14 protein-coding genes are annotated in these 19,527 nt (G+C 39.5%); 13 read left to right on the forward strand and 1 reads right to left on the reverse strand.

The features are described from left to right. Positions 1–334 precede the first annotated feature (334 nt). From PSE72_RS05610 to kdsB, 6 genes are all read left to right on the forward strand, one after another. Entirely contained in the window at positions 335–2,737 is a 2,403-nt protein-coding gene (locus tag PSE72_RS05610; protein ID WP_272690920.1) for a DNA internalization-related competence protein ComEC/Rec2, read from the forward strand. A 36-nt stretch (positions 2,738–2,773) separates the two neighbouring features. Continuing rightward, a complete protein-coding gene (gene msbA, locus PSE72_RS05615; RefSeq protein ID WP_115167641.1) occupies positions 2,774–4,519 on the forward strand; it encodes a lipid A ABC transporter ATP-binding protein/permease MsbA in 1,746 nt (581 codons plus the stop codon). After that, positions 4,516–5,514 carry a tetraacyldisaccharide 4'-kinase gene (gene lpxK, locus PSE72_RS05620; RefSeq protein ID WP_198641311.1) on the forward strand — a complete coding sequence of 333 codons (999 nt, stop codon included), beginning with the start codon at positions 4,516–4,518 and terminating at the stop codon, positions 5,512–5,514. The genes msbA and lpxK overlap by 4 nt, the downstream gene beginning before the upstream one ends. A gap of 399 nt (positions 5,515–5,913) precedes the next feature. Continuing rightward, positions 5,914–6,129 (forward strand): cold-shock protein, encoded by a 216-nt coding sequence (locus PSE72_RS05625; RefSeq protein WP_004909576.1) that lies wholly within the window; start codon positions 5,914–5,916, stop codon positions 6,127–6,129. A gap of 138 nt (positions 6,130–6,267) precedes the next feature. Beyond that, positions 6,268–6,447, forward strand: coding sequence for a Trm112 family protein (locus tag PSE72_RS05630; RefSeq protein ID WP_115167639.1), 180 nt, complete (start codon positions 6,268–6,270; stop codon positions 6,445–6,447). 5 nt (positions 6,448–6,452) lie between these two features. Further along, a complete protein-coding gene (gene kdsB, locus PSE72_RS05635; RefSeq protein ID WP_217007771.1) occupies positions 6,453–7,214 on the forward strand; it encodes a 3-deoxy-manno-octulosonate cytidylyltransferase in 762 nt (253 codons plus the stop codon). Positions 7,215–7,286: 72 nt separating this feature from the next. Here kdsB and elyC read toward each other — a convergent pair whose 3' ends face one another. Next, a complete protein-coding gene (gene elyC, locus PSE72_RS05640; protein WP_115167638.1) occupies positions 7,287–8,114 on the reverse strand; it encodes an envelope biogenesis factor ElyC in 828 nt (275 codons plus the stop codon). Positions 8,115–8,469: 355 nt separating this feature from the next. Here elyC and cmoM point away from each other — a divergent pair, with 355 nt between their 5' ends. The 7 genes from cmoM (at position 8,470) to PSE72_RS05675 (ending at position 19,512) form a co-directional block, all read left to right on the forward strand. Then, positions 8,470–9,258: a tRNA uridine 5-oxyacetic acid(34) methyltransferase CmoM gene (cmoM, locus tag PSE72_RS05645; RefSeq protein ID WP_004909582.1), complete on the forward strand. Its 789-nt coding sequence runs from the start codon at positions 8,470–8,472 to the stop codon at positions 9,256–9,258. Further along, positions 9,255–10,580 (forward strand): chromosome partition protein MukF, encoded by a 1,326-nt coding sequence (gene mukF, locus PSE72_RS05650; protein WP_198641309.1) that lies wholly within the window; start codon positions 9,255–9,257, stop codon positions 10,578–10,580. Before cmoM ends, mukF begins: the two co-directional genes overlap by 4 nt. Next, positions 10,561–11,286, forward strand: coding sequence for a chromosome partition protein MukE (mukE, locus tag PSE72_RS05655; protein ID WP_004909591.1), 726 nt, complete (start codon positions 10,561–10,563; stop codon positions 11,284–11,286). The genes mukF and mukE overlap by 20 nt, the downstream gene beginning before the upstream one ends. Next, positions 11,286–15,728 (forward strand): chromosome partition protein MukB, encoded by a 4,443-nt coding sequence (mukB, locus tag PSE72_RS05660; RefSeq protein ID WP_115167637.1) that lies wholly within the window; start codon positions 11,286–11,288, stop codon positions 15,726–15,728. The genes mukE and mukB overlap by 1 nt, the downstream gene beginning before the upstream one ends. Before the next feature lie 425 nt (positions 15,729–16,153). Next, entirely contained in the window at positions 16,154–17,896 is a 1,743-nt protein-coding gene (gene ldtD, locus PSE72_RS05665) for a L,D-transpeptidase (RefSeq protein ID WP_115167636.1), read from the forward strand. Between the two features lie 380 nt (positions 17,897–18,276). Further along, entirely contained in the window at positions 18,277–18,825 is a 549-nt protein-coding gene (locus PSE72_RS05670) for a YcbK family protein (RefSeq protein WP_004256173.1), read from the forward strand. A 39-nt stretch (positions 18,826–18,864) separates the two neighbouring features. Then, entirely contained in the window at positions 18,865–19,512 is a 648-nt protein-coding gene (locus PSE72_RS05675) for an MBL fold metallo-hydrolase (protein WP_115167635.1), read from the forward strand. The last annotated feature ends 15 nt before the right edge of the window (positions 19,513–19,527 follow it).

The raw sequence follows: 19,527 nt of genomic DNA on the forward strand, positions 1-19,527 counted from the left end.
TATCTAACCAACACCAACACCAACACCAACACCAACACCAACACCAACACCAACACCAACACCAACACCAACACCAACACCAACACCAACACCAACACCAACACCAACACCAACACCAACACCTCTCTATATTTATAAAAGATATTAAAACCAATTCAAAACCATATTGAGTGGTATATCCATATTTTGCGAAGCTCCTCGCAAACGAATATGTACTTTTTTGTAGGTGAAAAATATATTGGAAAGCGCTACGTAAAATAAAAGAAGGAAACTTTAAAAAAATAATAGAAATAAATAAACTAAAGCGAATAAATGCTATGTAGGGATACAAAAGTTGATAGAAAATATCATCTACATAATAAGATGGCTAAATAATTCACTCAAAAAATATAATTCAATCTTTAATGAAAGTTTACCTATTTCGATGACAATGGTTTCCATTGCCTTGATTTTTGGTTCGTTACCGCTTTTATTTATACCTAAAATTATAATGTTGAGTGAATTGTTATTTGTTTTTTTATTTCTTACGTTATTAATAATATTTTTTCTATTTGGCAAGTTAGGCAAATTTTTAGCACTAATTATTGTATTTTTTCTATGGGGCAATTGGCATGGAATTAACATCATTAATCATATTAATCACCTGTCTAAAAAAAATAACGATATTGATGTGGTTGTTGTCGGTATTCCCTTGAATAACAAAGAGCAAAAAATCAAAGTACGTATTGAAAAAATTAACAACCGTATTGTTTTTCCGCCTTTATATGCTACATGGAAAACAAAAGAATCTGTTTGCGCAGGGCAATCTTGGCGAATCAATGGTAAAGTAAGGCCATTACACAGCTCACTAAATGAAGGTGGATTTAATCTACAACGCTACTATTTAGCTAATAGAATTATAGGGGTTTTGAAAAGCCAAAAAGTAAAACCATTACAAATGAGGTGTTCTGTAAGGCAAAAAATCATTTATAACTATATGGAACTAATTAATCCATTGTCTAATAAAGGAGTTATTTATGGGTTAATGTTTGGTGATAGAAGTTTATTAGCCGCAGATCAAGCCTATTTACTACAGAAAACGGGCTTAACACATTTAATGGCCATATCAGGTTTGCATATTGGCTTAGCTTACTTGTTTGGCATTTTTATTACTCGAGGAATTCAATATTTTTTACCAATAAAATATATCAATGAAATACTACCAACAGTAATAGGTTTGGGCTTAGCTGTTTTTTATGCGTGGATCTCGGGGTTTGCTATCCCTGCGACTCGAGCATTATTTGCCTTACTATTATGGATATATATTAAAAATAAACCAGCAAGGTATTTTGTTTGGCAATGGGCTCTTTGGAGTATAGCGGGAATATTATTATTTGATCCATTGGCGATTTTGTCAGATAGTTTTTGGTTGTCTAGTTTCGCTGTTCTAGCCATTCTTTATTGGTTATCGATATTTCCACTACCATATCATTTAGCTAAAGGTGTTCAGGGAAAAATTATAGGATTAATACACTTACAAATTGGCTTACTAGTATTACTTATTCCAATGCAACTTATCATATTTAATGGTATTAACATAATGGGTTTAGTGGCTAACCTTTGGTTTGTCCCGCTCGTTTCTTGGTGTGTTGTTCCTGCTATTTTTGTCGTATTTTTAGTGCCAATAGAAGTAGTTCAGCAGTCGCTTTTATATGTGATAGATAGCGTTATAGCCTTAGGACTAAAACCATTACCTTATTTAAGTACTTTTTGGTCAGAATTCTTCAATGTCTCCTATTATTTATTCTTAATATGTTGGCTAAGTATCATTGTCGTTTTATTTAAGTGGTATAAGCGTTATTTCGGGCTTGTTAGTTGTGTGGTTATTTTGATTTTCTTAGAAAGGGGAAGTGGTAAAGAATTCAAAGAAGGCTGGAGAATGACGGTATTAGATATCGGACACGGTTTGGCAGTTGTGATAGAACAAAATAATGTGGCATTACTCTATGATACAGGTAATGTATGGAAAGGGGATAGCAATGCACAGCGTCAAATTATTCCTTTCCTTAAATATCATGATATAACCCCAATTGGAGTAATTTTAAGCCATAATCATTTAGATCACACTGGAGGGGCTAATTATTTAATCCAGCAATATCCATGGCTAAGTGTAAGAAGTAGTTTTGGGCCACAAAACACTTCGGCATACAGGAAAAAAAATAATAAACTTAATAAGATAAAAAATATGGCTCACCTTCCATGTTTTAAAGGTCAAAAATGGCGGTGGGGAATATTAACTTTTGAAGTATTATGGCCTGAAAAGTTAGCGCCAATATCGCATAACAATGATTCTTGTGTCATTCAATTAACGGATGGCTACCATAAAATTTTATTAACAGGAGATATCGAAAAACAAGGGGAGAAATCACTTGTTGAAATGTACAAGAATCGATTACGTTCGACTCTTCTTTTCGCTCCACATCATGGAAGCAGCACTTCATCAACAGATTTATTGTTAAGAAATGTTCAACCTTCAATGGTGGTAGTATCATCAGCAAGGTATAGTGCATGGAAAATTCCATCGCCAAAAGTCTATTTTAGATATAAAAATAGTAACATTAAATGGTTAAATACAGCAGAAGATGGGCAGTTAACTTTATGGTTTAAAAAGGAAAAAATTCAGATTTCGCGTTATCGCTATGAAATTCAGCCCCGCTGGTATCATCTGTGGTTTGGCTTACCGCTATTTCCCGAGTAGAATAGTGCGCTTACATTAAGTCTGGTAATTAAAAGTATGAATGATAAAGACCTTTCGACAAAACAAACTTTTCGTCGCTTGTGGCCAATAATAGCGCCTTTTAAAGCGGGTTTAATCGTTGCAGCAATAGCACTTATCATAAACGCAGCAGGTGACGCGTTTATGATTTCTTTATTAAAACCTTTATTGGATGAAGGCTTTGATAAGGCAGATAATGACGTTTTAAAATGGCTTCCGCTCGCGGTGTTAGGATTAATGATTGTTCGTGGTGGGTCTAGCTTTGTTTCAACCTATTGTGTTTCGTGGGTTGCAGGTAAAGTCGTGATGAACATGCGCCGTAAATTATTTGGTCATATGATGGGAATGCCGGTTAGTTTTTTTGACCAGCAATCGACAGGAACACTGTTATCTAGGATTACCTATGACTCAGAACAAGTTGCATCCTCTTCTTCTGGGGCATTAATTACAATTATTCGGGAAAGTGCTTATATCATCGGGCTGTTTGCGATGATGTTTTATTATAGCTGGCAACTCTCCCTTATTTTAATCGTGATCGCCCCCGTTGTATCCGTCACTATTCGTATTGTCTCCAAACGTTTTCGTAAGATCAGTAAAAATATGCAAACGGGTATGGGGCATGTGACGGCTAGTGCTGAACAAATGTTAAAAGGCCATAAAGAAGTTTTAATTTTTGGTGGGCAGAAAGTTGAGACTGAACGTTTTAATAAAGTCAGTAACAATATGCGCCGTCAAAATATGAAAATGGTAACAGCTTCAGCAATTTCAGACCCTATTGTTCAGTTAATTGCATCATTTGCATTAGCATTTGTCCTATATGCTGCGAGTTTTCCTGAAATTCGTGATGAATTAACATCGGGTACAATTGCTGTTGTATTCTCATCAATGTTTGCATTGATGCGTCCGTTAAAATCATTAACGAACGTTAACTCTCAATTCCAACGTGGAATGGCGGCTTGCCAAACTTTATTTGCTATCTTAGATTCTGAACAAGAGAAAGATAACGGAACTAAAGAACTTAAAGAAGTTAAAGGTGATGTTAAATTTGAGCATGTCACCTTTACCTATGCAACCAAAGAGCATCCTGCATTAGACGATGTCTCGTTTACTTTGCCAGCAGGAAAATCAGTTGCTCTAGTTGGGCGATCGGGCTCAGGTAAATCTACAATTGCAAATTTGATTACACGTTTTTATGACATTGACGAAGGGTCTATTCAAATTGATGGCCATGACATCCGTGAATACACATTGTCTTCATTACGTAGCCAAGTCGCGTTAGTTTCTCAGCATGTTTATCTATTTAACGATACAATAGCGAATAATATTGCCTACGCAACAGATGGTAGTTACAGCCGTGAGCAAATAGAGAAAGCTGCAGAAATGGCCTATGCAATGGATTTCATTGCTAAACTTGAAAAAGGTCTAGATACTGTTATTGGGGAAAATGGTGTTATGCTTTCTGGCGGACAACGTCAAAGAATAGCAATTGCTCGAGCACTTCTACGTGACGCTCCAATTCTTATTCTTGATGAGGCGACATCAGCACTAGATACAGAGTCTGAACGTGCTATTCAAGCAGCTCTCGACGAGTTACAGAAAAATAGAACATCTTTGGTCATTGCCCACCGGTTATCGACGATAGAAAATGCGGATGAAATATTAGTTGTACAAGATGGACGAATCATTGAACGTGGTAACCATGCATCGCTATTAGCTCAAGATGGTGCATATTCACAATTACATAGTATTCAATTTAAACAATGATAGAACGTATTTGGTCTGGTAAATCATGTCTGTATCTCTTATTACTGCCGTTATCTTTCCTTTATGGGTTAGTAACGGTAATTAGAGATATGGTTTATAAAATCGGGCTAAAACGTTCATGGAAAGCCCCAATTCCAGTAGTAGTCGTTGGAAACCTGACAGCGGGGGGAAATGGTAAAACCCCTGTTGTTATCTGGTTAGTGGAATCACTTACTAAAGAAGGCTACCGTGTAGGGGTTGTTTCTCGAGGTTATGGTGGTAAATCTGAAAAGTACCCGCTGATACTCGATGAAACAACGACAACTGAAGTTGCAGGGGATGAGCCCGTATTAATTTTTCATCGTACTAAATCTCCTGTAGCGGTTGCCCCCAAGCGTAGTGATGCAGTTAAAGCCTTACTAGAGAAATTTCCATTAGATGTGATTATTACTGATGATGGGCTGCAACATTATGCATTGCAACGTGACTACGAAATTGTCGTTATTGATGGCCAACGTCGGTTTGGTAATGGTTGGTGGTTGCCTGCAGGGCCTATGCGCGAAAGGGCTGGGCGTTTGAAGAGTGTTAATGCTGTCGTTGTTAACGGCGGTGAAGCTCAAGAAAATGAAGCCTTAATGGCCCTTGAAGGTGATGTTGCTTGTAACCTTGTTAGTGGTGAAAAACGAGCGGTTACACAATTACCTGCGGTTATCGCAATGGCAGGTATTGGTCATCCACCTCGTTTTTTTACCTCATTAGAAAACAAAGGTGTAGATGTCATTAACACTTATGCTTTTGCTGACCATCAGTCATATGAATTAAAACAGCTTTCGCGGTTAGTTAAAAATGAGCAAAACTTATTAATGACCGAAAAGGATGCGGTGAAATGTCGTGCTTTTGCACAACCGAATTGGTGGTTCCTGCCTGTCCAAGCACAATTACAGCCGACAGACGCTGAAAAAATCTTAAGTGGAATAAAAAAACTTATTACAAATAACAAAAAAACTTGTCTATAACGTTCCTCTGTGATAATAATATCGCCAATGTGATATAGATCCACTTATTATGTATCTAGATGCAATACATTGATAATTGGATTTCATACTAGCTTAAATTTCACGCTCCGTTCTTTAGTTAGTCTTCATATCCTCGCACAATCTATACTGTAAAGTCGCTGTCACTGCGTTTTGTCATCATAATGTCAAAATAGACTGTTAACTTCTCAGTAGATTTGCGGTGTCTGAAATCTACATTTATGAGCGTTATAAAATATGCACAATGATTTGTGCGCATGAATTGGTAAAGTTTAATTACTCTTTGATGTATTAATAGATCGGCAATTTATAAATGGGAAGCAAGAAAGAGTAATGATACAAAGATAAAAATATTGTTCTCAGAACAAAAGGAGTTTTAATATGAATTTTCAATTACATATGGGTCGAGTTAAATGGTTTGACGCAAAAGAAGGTTACGGTTTTATTTCCCCATTCAATGGTGGTGATGATGTATTTGTGACAACAAAGTCAATTGCTAATAAAAAAATCAAATCATTATTCGAAGGTCAAAACGTTGAGTTCTCTGTTACTCGTAATTCGGATGGCGTAACGGCAGCTGACGTTATTGCTTATTAAATAATAAACAGAACAATTTCTCCTGCTTTATCCTCTCATCTCCAGCAGGAGATCTTATTCAGGAAGATTAAAGTTAACGGTGATATCTGCATGTGATATCCTGACTCCAAGTGAGTTAAAATCCATTCGGGAGAAAACATGGATCACCGTTTACTTGAAATCGTTGCCTGTCCTGTATGCCACGGCAAATTGAGTTATAACAAAGAAAACCTTGAACTTATCTGTAAGTTTGATCATCTAGCCTATCCAATTCGTGATGGCATTCCTGTATTGCTAGAAAATGAAGCGCGCCCTATTTCATTAGATGAAGGCCAGTAATCATCATGTTTACGGTTATTATTCCTGCTCGTTATGCATCAACACGTCTACCTGGTAAACCTTTGGCCGATATCCATGGCAAGCCGATGGTTGTTCGAGTGATGGAGCAAGCTATTAAATCGGGGGCGAGTCGAGTGATAGTTGCGACAGATCACTCTGATGTTGCTAAAGCGGTGATTGAAGCAGGTGGTGAAGCTTGTATGACGGATCCAGATCATCAATCTGGAACTGAAAGATTGGCTGAAGTTATTGATACTTACGCTTTCTCTGACAATGAAATCATCGTGAATGTACAAGGTGATGAACCTTTAATTCCACCTGAGATTATTAGCCAAGTTGCTCATAACCTTCGGGGGAGCAAAGCTGAAATGGGGACACTAGCTGTGCCTATTTATGATGCCCATGAAGCATTTAACCCAAATGCGGTGAAGGTTGTTACTGATCACGAAGGTTATGCATTGTATTTTTCTCGGGCAACCATTCCTTGGGATAGAGACAACTTTGCGAAAAGCCAAGACACAATAGCTGATACCTTTTTACGTCATATTGGTATATACGCTTATCGTGCAGGGTTTATTCGCCGTTATATTAAGTGGGAAGCAAGCCCATTAGAAAAAATCGAAATGTTAGAGCAACTTAGAGTGCTTTGGTATGGAGAGAAAATTCATGTGGATGTTGCGAAAACTGCGCCAGGTGCTGGTGTTGATACCCCTGAAGATCTTGAACTAGTTAGAAAGCAATTTATTCAGTCGTTAGCATGTCCCTAATAACTGAAATAGCCAACATGCGATTTAGCTAAACGAAAGGTGTAATCTCAATAGATTACACCTTTTTTGTTACTATTCTGCGGTAATAACTTCAGGCGTGGCAAGCTGCTCTTCTAACGTTTGTGTATTATTGGGTTTTAAATGCCACCAAAGCGTACCAAGAAATTCATACCAAGCACGTTCACTATGACCGAAGTAATACGAGGAAGGGATATATTTCTCCCATGGATTGATTTCACTCGTGATAACTAACTGATTTGCAGGGGCTGGGAAAGGGTTCATTCCCCGTTGAGTAAACATAGTCATCGCTCGAGGTAAATGGTTAGCAGAAGTTACTAATAAAAAAGATGATTTTCCAATAATTTTTTCAACTTCATAAGCTTCTTCTTGTGTATCTTTGGGTTCAGTGAGTGGGATCGTATCCTGTGCGGGAACCCCCAAGGATTGAGCGACTTGTGCGGCAACTTCGGCACTGCTGATAGGGCTACTTGCTTTACCACCAGTGAAAATGAGTTTACTGCCGGGGTGTTTTAGATAAAGGCGGACGCCTTCAGTCACTCTAGGTAAGCTATTATTCAATAGGTTAGAACTTGGACTCCAATCAGGGTTATATGTAAAACCGCCTCCGAGTACAACAATGTAACGTACCTCTTGAGGTGGAGTTTCAGTGATAAGTTCATAGCGTTTATTAAATTGCTTTTCTGCAGGAGCAAGCAAAGTATCTGAAATAGGCTGTAACCCTAATAGGGTTATTAAAACTAAACTTAGGGTAGCAAATGCTTTCCCACAACGTTGCCAGCGCGTGAACCAAAGCAAAAGTAACCCGATAAACCCGACGATGAGCAATAATGGTAATGGCATCAATAGCGAACCAATATATTTTTTTAAGAGAAATAACATAACTAAGCCTATTCTTAAGGGTTATCGAACAATCGTTGTGGTGGTGTTTACAGAAAAAAAACGCAATAAAGCAGCTAAATTGGCGTAAAAATAACAAATTAGTGTTTAATAGCACTAAATTGAAATTTGCTGAGTACAATAAAGTACTATGCAAAAATATAGCGATTATCTGTTATAATTCCTGCTTTAACTGTCGCTTCGCATTGTATGTGATAAGTGCAATACAATGTGAGAATATTTCTGGTTAGCATTAATTTTCCCAGTATCAGGGTGTAATCAACCATTTTACGTTTTTTCGCGACAAATTGGCGCATAAACCGCTTTAAATAATAGATGATAGGCAACCGGATAGCACATGGCAGACCGCAACTTTGATGATATTGTCGATAAATTTGCAAAAAATATCTACGGAACGACAAAAGGAAAAATACGAGAAGCGGTAGTTTGGCAAGATTTAACTCAATTATTGTGCAGCCAATTTGAAGGGAAAACCCTAAAAATACTTGATGCAGGCGGGGGAGAAGGGCATTTTTCACGCAAACTAGCCGAAATGGGACATCAAGTGATACTTTGCGATTTATCCGAAGAGATGTTGGAGCGCGCCGGTGAACTCGCCAAGGAACAAGGCATAAGCGATAACATGCGTTTTATTCATTGTGCAGCGCAAGACATAGCTCAGTATATTGATGAACCGGTTGACCTTGTTTTATTTCATGCAGTACTTGAATGGATTAGCGATCAAAAATATGCAATTGAACAACTGGTAGATATAATTAGACCTGAAGGCGTATTTTCTGTCATGTTCTATAATGCAAATGGCTTGGTGATGCGTAACGCAATTTTGGGAAATTTTCATCTTGCAACGCCACATATTCAACGTCGTCGTAAACGCTCGTTATCACCACAAAAACCGCTTTTTCCTCATCAAGTTGATGCTTGGTTGGGTGAGTGTAATATGCAAATTATCGGTAAAAGTGGTGTCAGGGTATTCCATGACTATTTACAAAGTCGGCAGTTACAGCAGAAAGATTTTCCGGCATTGTTGGCATTAGAACAGCAGTATTGCCGTGAAGAACCCTATATTAGCATGGGGCGTTATATTCATGTCATGGCACGCAAACAAATACAAAAGGACGATTTATGAGTGATTTTTCCCAGACCGTCCCTGAACTTGTGTCTTGGGCACGAAAAAATGATTTTTCAATTTCACTTCCTGCTGAACGTTTAGCATTTTTGCTGGCGGTAGCGGTATTAAACAGTGAAAGAGTCAATGGTGAAATGAGTGAAGGGGAGCTGATTGATGCCTTTCGTGAGGTTTGCAAAGGGTTTGAACAGACGACTGAATCTTTGGCGGTAAGAGCCAATAATGCTATCAATGATATGGTTCGCCAGAAGATATTTAACCGTTTTGCTAGTGACATTGTTGAAGGTAATGCAATTTACCGCCTAACCCCTTTGGGGATTGGTATCAGCGATTATTATATTCGTCAGCGAGAATTCTCAACATTGAGACTATCCATGCAGCTTTCTATTGTTGCAGGAGAACTACAACGTGCAGCTGAAGCCGCTGAAGAAGGGGGCGATGAATTTTATTGGCATCGTTATGTGTTTGCTCCACTAAAATATTCAGTTGCTGAAATTTTTGACAGTATTGATTTATCACAACGCATTATGGATGAACAACAAAATTCAGTAAAAGAAGATATTGCGGCATTATTAAATCAAGACTGGCAGGCGGCTATCGCTAACTGTGAGCAATTACTCTCAGAAACATCAGGTACATTGCGCGAATTGCAAGACACCTTAGAAGCCGCAGGGGATAAACTGCAAGCGAATTTATTACGTATTCAAGAAGCCAATATGAATGCGCCAGCATTCTCGGATTTAGTGGATAGGCTGGTTTTTGACCTGCAAAATAAATTAGACCGTATCGTTAGCTGGGGTCAACAATCTATCGATTTATGGATTGGTTATGATCGTCATGTTCATAAGTTTATCCGTACGGCCATCGATATGGACAAAAATAGAATTTTTTCTCAGCGGTTACGTCAATCTGTTCAGCATTACCTTGATAGCCCTTGGGCACTCACTTACGCCAATGCAGATCGATTATTCGATATGCGTGATGAAGAGCTTGCGTTGCATGATGAAGAAGTCATGGGTGAACTACCCCCAGAGCTTGAATTTGAAGAGTTTAGTGAATTAAATGACAAGCTTGCTGAGCTAATGGAGGTTGAGTTAGCTATTTATAAAGCAGAGCAACGGCCGCTCGATGTGGGTCGTGTGTTGCATGACTACTTACTGCAATATCCACAAAAACGTCATTTTGATGTTGCTCGAATTATTATCGACCAAGCTGTTAAATTAGGTATCGCAGAGGCTGATTTGGCGGGATTACCGGCAGAATGGCAAGCTATTAATGATCACGGAGCCAAGGTACAGGCACATGTCATCGACAAATATTGAACAATTTATGCCAGTTAAACTGGCTCAAGCATTAGCTAACCCGATTTTTCCAGAGCTAGACAGCCAATTGCGTTCAGGTCGCCATATTAGTGTTGATGACCTTGATAATCACGCATTTTTAATGGATTTTCAGGAAGCATTAGAACAATTTTATGCACGATATAACGTAGAGCTAATTCGCGCCCCTGAAGGTTTCTTCTATTTACGTCCGCGCTCAACAACTTTAATACCTCGCTCCGTGTTATCTGAATTAGATATGATGGTCGGCAAAATTCTTTGTTATCTCTATCTCAGCCCTGAACGCTTGAGTAACCAAGGTATTTTTACCTCACAAGAGTTATTTGAAGAATTGTTATCATTAGCGGATGAAAGCAAATTACTTAAATTTGTTAATCAACGTTCGACAGGTTCTGACCTAGATAAACAAAAATTGCAGGAAAAATTAAGAACATCACTCAATCGCTTACGCCGTTTGGGAATGGTGCATTTTCTGCAAAATGATTCAAGTAAATTTATTATTAGCGAATCTGTATTCCGTTTTGGTGCCGATGTACGCAGTGGTGATAACCCACAAGATGCACAGTTACGGATGATCCGTGATGGTGAAGCTATCTCTCTTGACGGTGAATTATCACTAAAAGATGGTGATGAAGAGGATGGCGAAGAGAGTCAAGAACCGGCAGAAAGTGATGAGGATGAAGAATAATGATTGAACGCGGAAAATTTCGCTCACTGACGCTGGTGAATTGGAACGGTTTTTTTGCCCGAACCTTTGACCTTGATGAATTAGTGACCACGTTATCGGGTGGTAATGGTGCGGGTAAATCAACCACAATGGCGGCGTTTATTACCGCAATGATCCCCGATTTAACCTTACTTCACTTCCGTAACACAACGGAAGCCGGTGCGACATCTGGTTCGCGGGATAAAGGCTTACACGGGAAATTACGCCCAGGTGTCTGCTACGCTATTTTGGATGTATTAAACTCGAAGCATCAGCGTGTCATGGTGGGTGTGCGTTTACAGCAAGTCGCTGGGCGCGATAAGAAAGTTGATATTAAGCCATTTATGGTACAAGGCATTCCATTGGCGACAGTTCCAACGGAAATATTGACGGAAGTTATCGATGGGCGACAAGCCAAAGTCATTCCACTCAATGAACTAAAAGAACGTCTTGAGGAACAGGAAGGCGTTTTATTTAAGCAGTTTAGCTCAATTACCGATTACCATTCGACCCTGTTTGAATTAGGGGTTTTACCTAAACGTTTACGCTCCGCGAGTGATCGAAGTAAATATTATCGACTGATTGAAGCGTCACTATATGGCGGTATTTCTAGCGCAATCACCCGCTCATTACGTGATTATTTATTGCCAGAAAACAGTGGGGTACGTAAAGCATTCCAAGATATGGAAGCGGCTTTGCGTGAAAACCGTTTAACATTAGAAGCCATTCGTGTCACTCAATCAGACCGCGACTTATTCAAACATTTAATTAGCCAGGCGACTGATTATGTTTCTGCGGATTATATGCGCCATTCCAATGAAAGACGCATTCACCTTGATGCAGCACTAGCTGCGCGCAATGAGTTATTAGCTAGCCGTAAACAATTGCGAATTGAACAAGTCCGCAGTGTCGAAATGGCGCGTGAGTTGAATGAGCAGAATGGGGCTTCTACAGAATTAGAAGCGGACTACCAAGCAGCCAGTGACCATTTGAATTTAGTGCAAGCCGCGCTGCGTCAACAAGAGAAAATTGACCGGTATCAGGCGGATATCGAAGAGCTAACTTATCGCCTTGAAGAACAAAGTGAAGTCGTTGCTGAAGCGACTGAAACTCAAGAAGAATATGAAGCACGAGCTGAAGCCGCTGAAATTGAAGTTGACGAACTAAAAAATCAACTCGCCGATTACCAACAAGCTTTGGATGTACAACAAACACGCGCTATTCAGTACCAACAAGCGTTGCATGCTTTAACGCGTGCTCGTGAATTGTGTCAACTTCCTGAATTATCCATTGATAATGCAGATGAATGGTTAGATACCTTCGAAGCGCGTGAGCAACAAGCAACTCAAGCGTTATTAGCGCTTGAGCAAAAAATGAGTGTGGCGGATGCTGCTCATAGCCAATTTGAACAAGCCTATCAATTAGTTAAAAATATGATAGGGGAAGTTAGCCGCAGTGATGCATACCAACAAGCGCGTACATTATTACGTGATTGGTCATCTCAACAGCATTTAGCGGAGCGAGTGCAACCGTTACGTATGCAACTCTCTGAATTACAACAGCGTTTGAATAGCCAGCAAAATGCAGAACGTATGTTGGCGGAATTCTGTAAACGTCATGGCCAAAGCTATGAGCCAGATGAGCTTGATGCACTGATGGCTGAGCTGGAAGCGCAACAAGAAGAGCTCAGTATTGGTGTGAATGAGAGTGGCGAAAGACGAATGCAAATGCGCCAAGAACTGGAACAAATTCGCCAGCGTATTAGCCAACTTTCATCTAAAGCCCCTGCATGGATTATGGCCCAAGAAGCGCTAACACAGCTTAATGAGCAATCCCATGAAACGTTTGAGTCAAGTACTGCTGTGACTGAGTTTATGCAGCAACTCCTTGAACAAGAAAGAGAAATAACGGTTGAACGAGATGAAGTTGCTGCGCAACGTAAAGATCTCGAAAAGCAAATTGAGCGGCTAAGCCAGCCAAGCGGTGCGGAAGATGGCCGCATGTTAGCGTTGGCAGAGCGCTTTAATGGTGTTTTGTTATCTGAAATTTATGATGATATTACCATTGAAGATGCGGCTTATTTTTCTGCATTATATGGCCCTGCTCGTCATGGTATTGTGGTTCAAGACTTATCTGTGGTCCGTAGCCAGCTCGAAACATTACAAGATTGCCCTGATGATGTTTATTTTATTGAAGGGGATCCTCAATCGTTCGATGACAGCGTTTTTGATGCACAAGAATTTGAAAGTGCGGTATTAGTCCGTTCGTCTGAGCGTCAATGGCGTTACTCTCGTTATCCTGAATTGCCTTTGTTTGGTCGTGCAGCTCGTGAAAGTCATTTAGAGTCGTTAACTGCTGAACGTGACGAGCTTGCTGAGCGTTACGCGAACCTGTCATTTGACGTACAGAAAATTCAGCGTTCACACCAAGCATTCAGTCGGTTTATTGGTCAACATATTTCGGTGGCCTTTGAAGAGGATCCTGAAGCTGAAATTCGTACGCTTAATCAGAAACGTTCGGAAATTGAACGTGCTTTGGCACAGTTTGAAGAGCAAACTCAGCAACAACGTCAACAATTTGCACAAGGCAAAGAAAGCCTTGCGGCTCTTAATCGCTTATTACCTCAGATGGGGTTATTACTCGATGAAACATTGGTGGATAGAGTCGAAGAGATAAGCGAAGAGCTAACGGAAGCGGAAGAAGCAGCGCATTTTCTGAATAAGCATGGTCATGCGTTAGAAAAATTAGAACCGATTGTGACCGTCTTGCTCAGTGACCCTGAACAACATGAGCAATTACGTAAAGATTATGAGGCAGCAAAACACAGCCAACAAAATGCTAAACAACAAGCTTTTGCATTAGTCGAAGTCGTTCAGCGCCGTGCTCACTTTAGTTACAGTGATTCAACGGGGATGGTGAATGAAAATGCGGACTTGAATGAAAAACTACGCCAGCGCTTAGAGCAGGCAGAAACTGAACGTACACGTGCTCGTGAACAATTGCGTCAGCACCAAGCACAAAGTGCACAGTTCCATCAAGTTCTCGCTTCCTTACGCAGTTCTTTCGATACCAAACAAGAGATGTTGAAAGAACTCGAAGTTGAAATGCAAGAGATTGGCGTAAAAGCAGATCCTGATGCTCAAGAACGTGCTCGCATCCGACGCGATGAATTGCACCAGCGGGTCATGGAAAATCGTAGTCGTATTAACCAGTTAGAAAAACAGCTGACATTATGTGAAGCTGAAATGGATAACTTACAGAAGCGTCTTCGTAAGTTAGAAAAAGACTACTATATGCTGCGTGAGCAGGTCGTGACGGCAAAAGCAGGTTGGTGTGCGGTCATGCGCTTGGTGAAAGACAATGGCGTTGAGCGTCGTCTACATCGCCGTGAGCTGGCCTATACTGACGGTGATAGCTTACGTTCGATGTCAGATAAAGCCTTGGGTGCGCTGCGTTTGGCAGTTGCGGATAACGAACATTTACGTGATGTACTGCGTTTATCTGAAGATCCAAAACACCCTGAGCGGAAGATAAAATTCTTTATCGCGGTATACCAACACCTACGTGAACGTATTCGCCAAGATATTATTCGTACAGATGACCCGATTGATGCAATCGAGCAAATGGAGATTGAACTGGCGCGTTTAACAGAAGAGCTAACAGCGCGTGAGCAAAAATTGGCGATCAGTTCAAAAAGTGTGGCGAATATTATTCGCAAAACCATTCAGCGCGAGCAGAATCGTATTCGTATGCTAAACCAAGGGCTGCAAGCGGTGGCGTTTGGCCAGGTTAAAGGGGTTCGCCTCAATGTGAATATTCGTGAAAGCCATGCATTGTTACTTAGTGTGCTTTCTGAAGAAAGTGAAATGCATCAAGACTTGTTCACCAGCCAACGGTTAACATTCTCTGAAGCGATGGCGAAATTGTATCAACGTCTTAACCCACAAGTGGATGTTGGGCAGCGGTTGCCACAAACGATAGGTGAAGAACTACTTGATTACCGTAATTACTTAGAGTTAGACGTCGAGGTGAACAGAGGTTCAGATGGCTGGCTAAAAGCGGAAAGTGGGGCGTTATCAACGGGTGAAGCGATTGGTACTGGGATGTCGATCTTAGTGATGGTCGTACAGAGCTGGGAAGAAGAGTCTCGTCGTTTACGTGCGAAAGATATTATTCCTTGTCGTTTATTATTCTTAGATGAAGCTGCGCGATTAGATGCTAAATCTATTGCGACGTTATTTGAGCTGTGCGATAGGCTTGAAATGCAATTGATCATTGCAGCACCAGAAAATATTAGCCCAGAGAAAGGTACGACGTATAAATTAGTTCGTAAAGTGATTGGCACACATGAGCATGTGCATGTTGTTGGCCTAAAGGGATTCGGGCAAGAAAACCTGAATGTACAAGCACCAACATTGCAGTAATAGTTTTTATAAATGAAATAAAAGCCGGTATTTATTACTAAATACCGGCTTTTATATTTAAGAAATAGTATAAAAGCGATTTTACAAAATTACTCATTAATTTGAATAAAATTCGAAAACATATTTTCCTCATGATAAAAACCACTTTTTATATATGGAATTAAGTGGCGAAGAAAGCATTAGTTAAAGCTTTTAATTAAAATAAATTTCATCTATGTTTAAAGTATGTTTAAAGCACCAATAAATGTTTGAATTCATCTATGATGAAAATAATTCTTTTTCTCACTAATTGTTAACGTAACTGCATATAATCTGAAAAAAGGAAAATTAGTCTATTCCTATAACATTACTGCTAAAATCAAATACAATAAAATTGTAATTATAATAAAAATATTGTTATCCATGTAGTAAATTAAGGTGGATGTATGGCGAAGAGAAGAGTGCGAGCTCTGCAAGTCTCAGTAATATGCGGGTTGATGGCGTTACAATTTCCTGCATTTTCAAACGAAGAAAATACGCAGCAAAGTGTTTCTGAAGTTCAAACGATAGCTTCAGTTAAACCAACAGAAAGTTTAGCCAAAATAACACAGTCGCTTCCTGCGGATGTGAAACCCATTTTTTCTACGCAATTAGCAAAACTATATGCTGATAGGCAAATGCAGCTATTGTGGCAAGATGAAACAGCAATTAGCCAATTTCAACAGCAATTGGCAGAATTATCTCTTGCTGGCGTTCAGCCGCAATTCGGGGAATGGTTGGCGATATTGGAAAATAACCAATTAAATGAGTTGGGCCGTGACGCTATTTTGTCTGATGCCATGCTTGGTTATTTACAGTATTTATCTTCGATAGAAGCGAGTGGGCAGTATTGGTTATACACGAATCGGCCATATAAAATTATTGCGCCCACGACGGCTCAAATGAAACCATGGCTAGATGCAGTTGAGTCTAATAACCTAAGTAGTTGGGTAAAATCACAGGCGCCAAATCATCCAATGTATGTGCCAATGCGCAAGGAAATGTTGAAATTATTGGCGATGCCTGAAGATAATTTGGAAATTGTGGGAACGAAAACATTAAAGCCAGGGCAGTCTAGCGATGATGTGGTTATGTTACGTCAAATCTTACAACGTGAAGGGTTACTTGAAGGTGGAAGTGTAACCGAAGAAATTGAACCTCCTGAGACAATGGCTCAAGTCGCAGAACAGGCGGTTGAACAAACAGTCGAACCAACAGAAACACCAGCGAGCGCTGTGTCGAAAGTTTATGACCAAGAACTCGTCGAGGCTGTAAAAAAATTTCAATTACAATATGGTTTAGAAGCAGATGGTGTGGTAGGAAAAGGTACGCGTGTTTGGCTAAATATGCAGCCTAAGCAGAAAGCGGGTTTAATGGCACTTAATATTCAGCGCTTGCGTATTATTCCTGCAAGTAGTGGTACCGGAATTTTAGTCAATATTCCTGGCTATTCTTTAGATTTCTATTTAAATGATGAAGTGATTTTAGATTCTAAAGTGATTGTTGGTCGTGCTGATCGCAAAACACCGATCATGAGTAGTGCACTAAATAACGTGGTTATTAATCCGCCTTGGAGCGTGCCAACCAGTATGGCTCGTAAAGATATCGCACCAAAAGGAAAGCAAGATCCAAGTTATTTTAGCCGTAAAGGGTATACAGTGTATTCAGGTTGGGGCTCCGATTCGTACGAAATTGATCCTTATGCGATAGATTGGGAAAATATCACCCCAGCGAATTTCCCATATCGCATTCGACAAGCACCTGGCCCTACCAATTCATTAGGGCGCTACAAGTTTAATATGCCGAGTTCAGATGCGATTTATTTACACGATACACCAAACCATAGTTTATTTAATCGTAATGCACGTGCAATAAGCTCTGGATGTGTGCGAGTGAATAAAGCAAGCGAATTAGCCAGTATTTTGTTAGGTGATGCCGGTTGGGAACAAAAACGAATTGATGGTGCATTGAAAGAAGGCGCAACACGGTATGTGAATATACCCGATAGGATCCCAGTTTTTCTGTACTATCAAACTGCTTGGGTAGATAAAGACCAGCAACCACAATATCGAGCCGATATTTATCAGTATGATAATTCTATTAATAATGCAGATAAATATTTGCCAATATTGAAAAAGATTTTACACTAATTGTTTATTTAAAAGGGGGGTTTTTCTCCCCTTAGATATTTAAATTAACTGTCTGAATATTCTTTGCTGTACATTTCCATTCAGCAAAATTCCACTAAAATCCGTTTTTATCCTGTTTATTCTATTGTTTTATGGCTATTCAGCCATTACCATTTTATTCACCTTTGAAAAAGGCAGCATAATTTGTGTTTTAAATTGCATGTTTCGAGCGGTTTGAGTGACAAAACTCTCTTTTTGACGAAAATTGCAATAAAATTTCTGTGAAGTATGCATATCTTTACATTATTATACATTAAAGCTAGGCATGATTTGCTAGACTCAATAGGTTGCCAAAATTTTATCGATTAATACTGAATTTATTAGAGTCTGAGCTATCACCTATGGATATAATTGATCAATCCCGCAGAAAATGGTTAGGTATTGGGGCCGCAACGATTGGCCTTAGTTTATTACCAAGCCATGTATTTGCTGCAATGACGACCCCTCGACCACGTATTTTACGTTTTCAAAATATTAATACAGGCGAATCGTTAAAAACTGAATTTTTTGATGGGCGCCGCTACAATAAGTCTGAACTAGCACGTTTAAATCATTTTTTCCGTGACTACCGTTGTGACAAAGTGAAAACCATCGACCCCAAACTGTTTGATCAAATCTATTTATTACAAATGATGATGGGAACAAATAAACCTGTGCAGCTTATTTCTGGTTATCGTTCTCTAGAGACTAATAATAAATTACGCAGTAAAAGCTCTGGTGTGGCGAAAAAAAGCTACCACACACGCGGGCAGGCAATGGATTTCCATATTGAAGGTTTACAGTTGAGCAATATCCGTAAAGCCGCATTGAAAATGAAAGCGGGTGGCGTTGGTTATTATCCTCGAAGCAATTTTATACATATCGATACAGGACCAGCAAGAACGTGGTAATCTGTGCATAGGTGACATAGATTACGGAGTAATTGCTCGATGAAATATACTATTATCCCAGTAACACCGTTTATGCAAAACTGCCAAGTTATTTGGGATGAAAATACGTTAGATGCAGTTGTTGTTGATCCCGGCGGAGAAGCGGAAAAACTAATTTCTACTATTGAAAACCTTGGGTTGAAGTTAACTAAAATCCTGTTAACTCATGGCCATTCTGATCATATCGGTGCATCAGCTATCCTCTCTAAGCACTTTTCAGTGCCTATTTATGGCCCACAAAAAGAAGACGCTTTTTGGATTGAAAACCTTGCAGAGCAAAATGCGATGTTTTACATTGGCGAATGCCCTGATTTTACGCCAGATTACTGGTTAGAAGAAGGGGATAAAGTAACTTGTGGCAATATCACATTTGACGTGTTGCATTGCCCCGGTCATACACCTGGCCATATTATTTTTGTGAATCATGCTGATAAATTAATTTCAATGGGTGATGTATTGTTTAAAGGGGGAGTCGGGCGAAGTGATTTTCCTCGCGGTAACTACCAAGACTTAATCTCCTCTATTAAAAATAAAGTATTACCTCTTGGTGATGATTTTCAATTTATACCAGGTCACGGGCCGATGTCTAATCTCGGTTTTGAACGAAAAACAAACCCTTTCTTGCAAGATGAACAACCAGTTTGGTAATTAAAAACTATTCAT

This window comes from Providencia sp. PROV116, from assembly GCF_028482485.1.
Classification (GTDB): Bacteria; Pseudomonadota; Gammaproteobacteria; order Enterobacterales; family Enterobacteriaceae; genus Providencia; species Providencia rettgeri.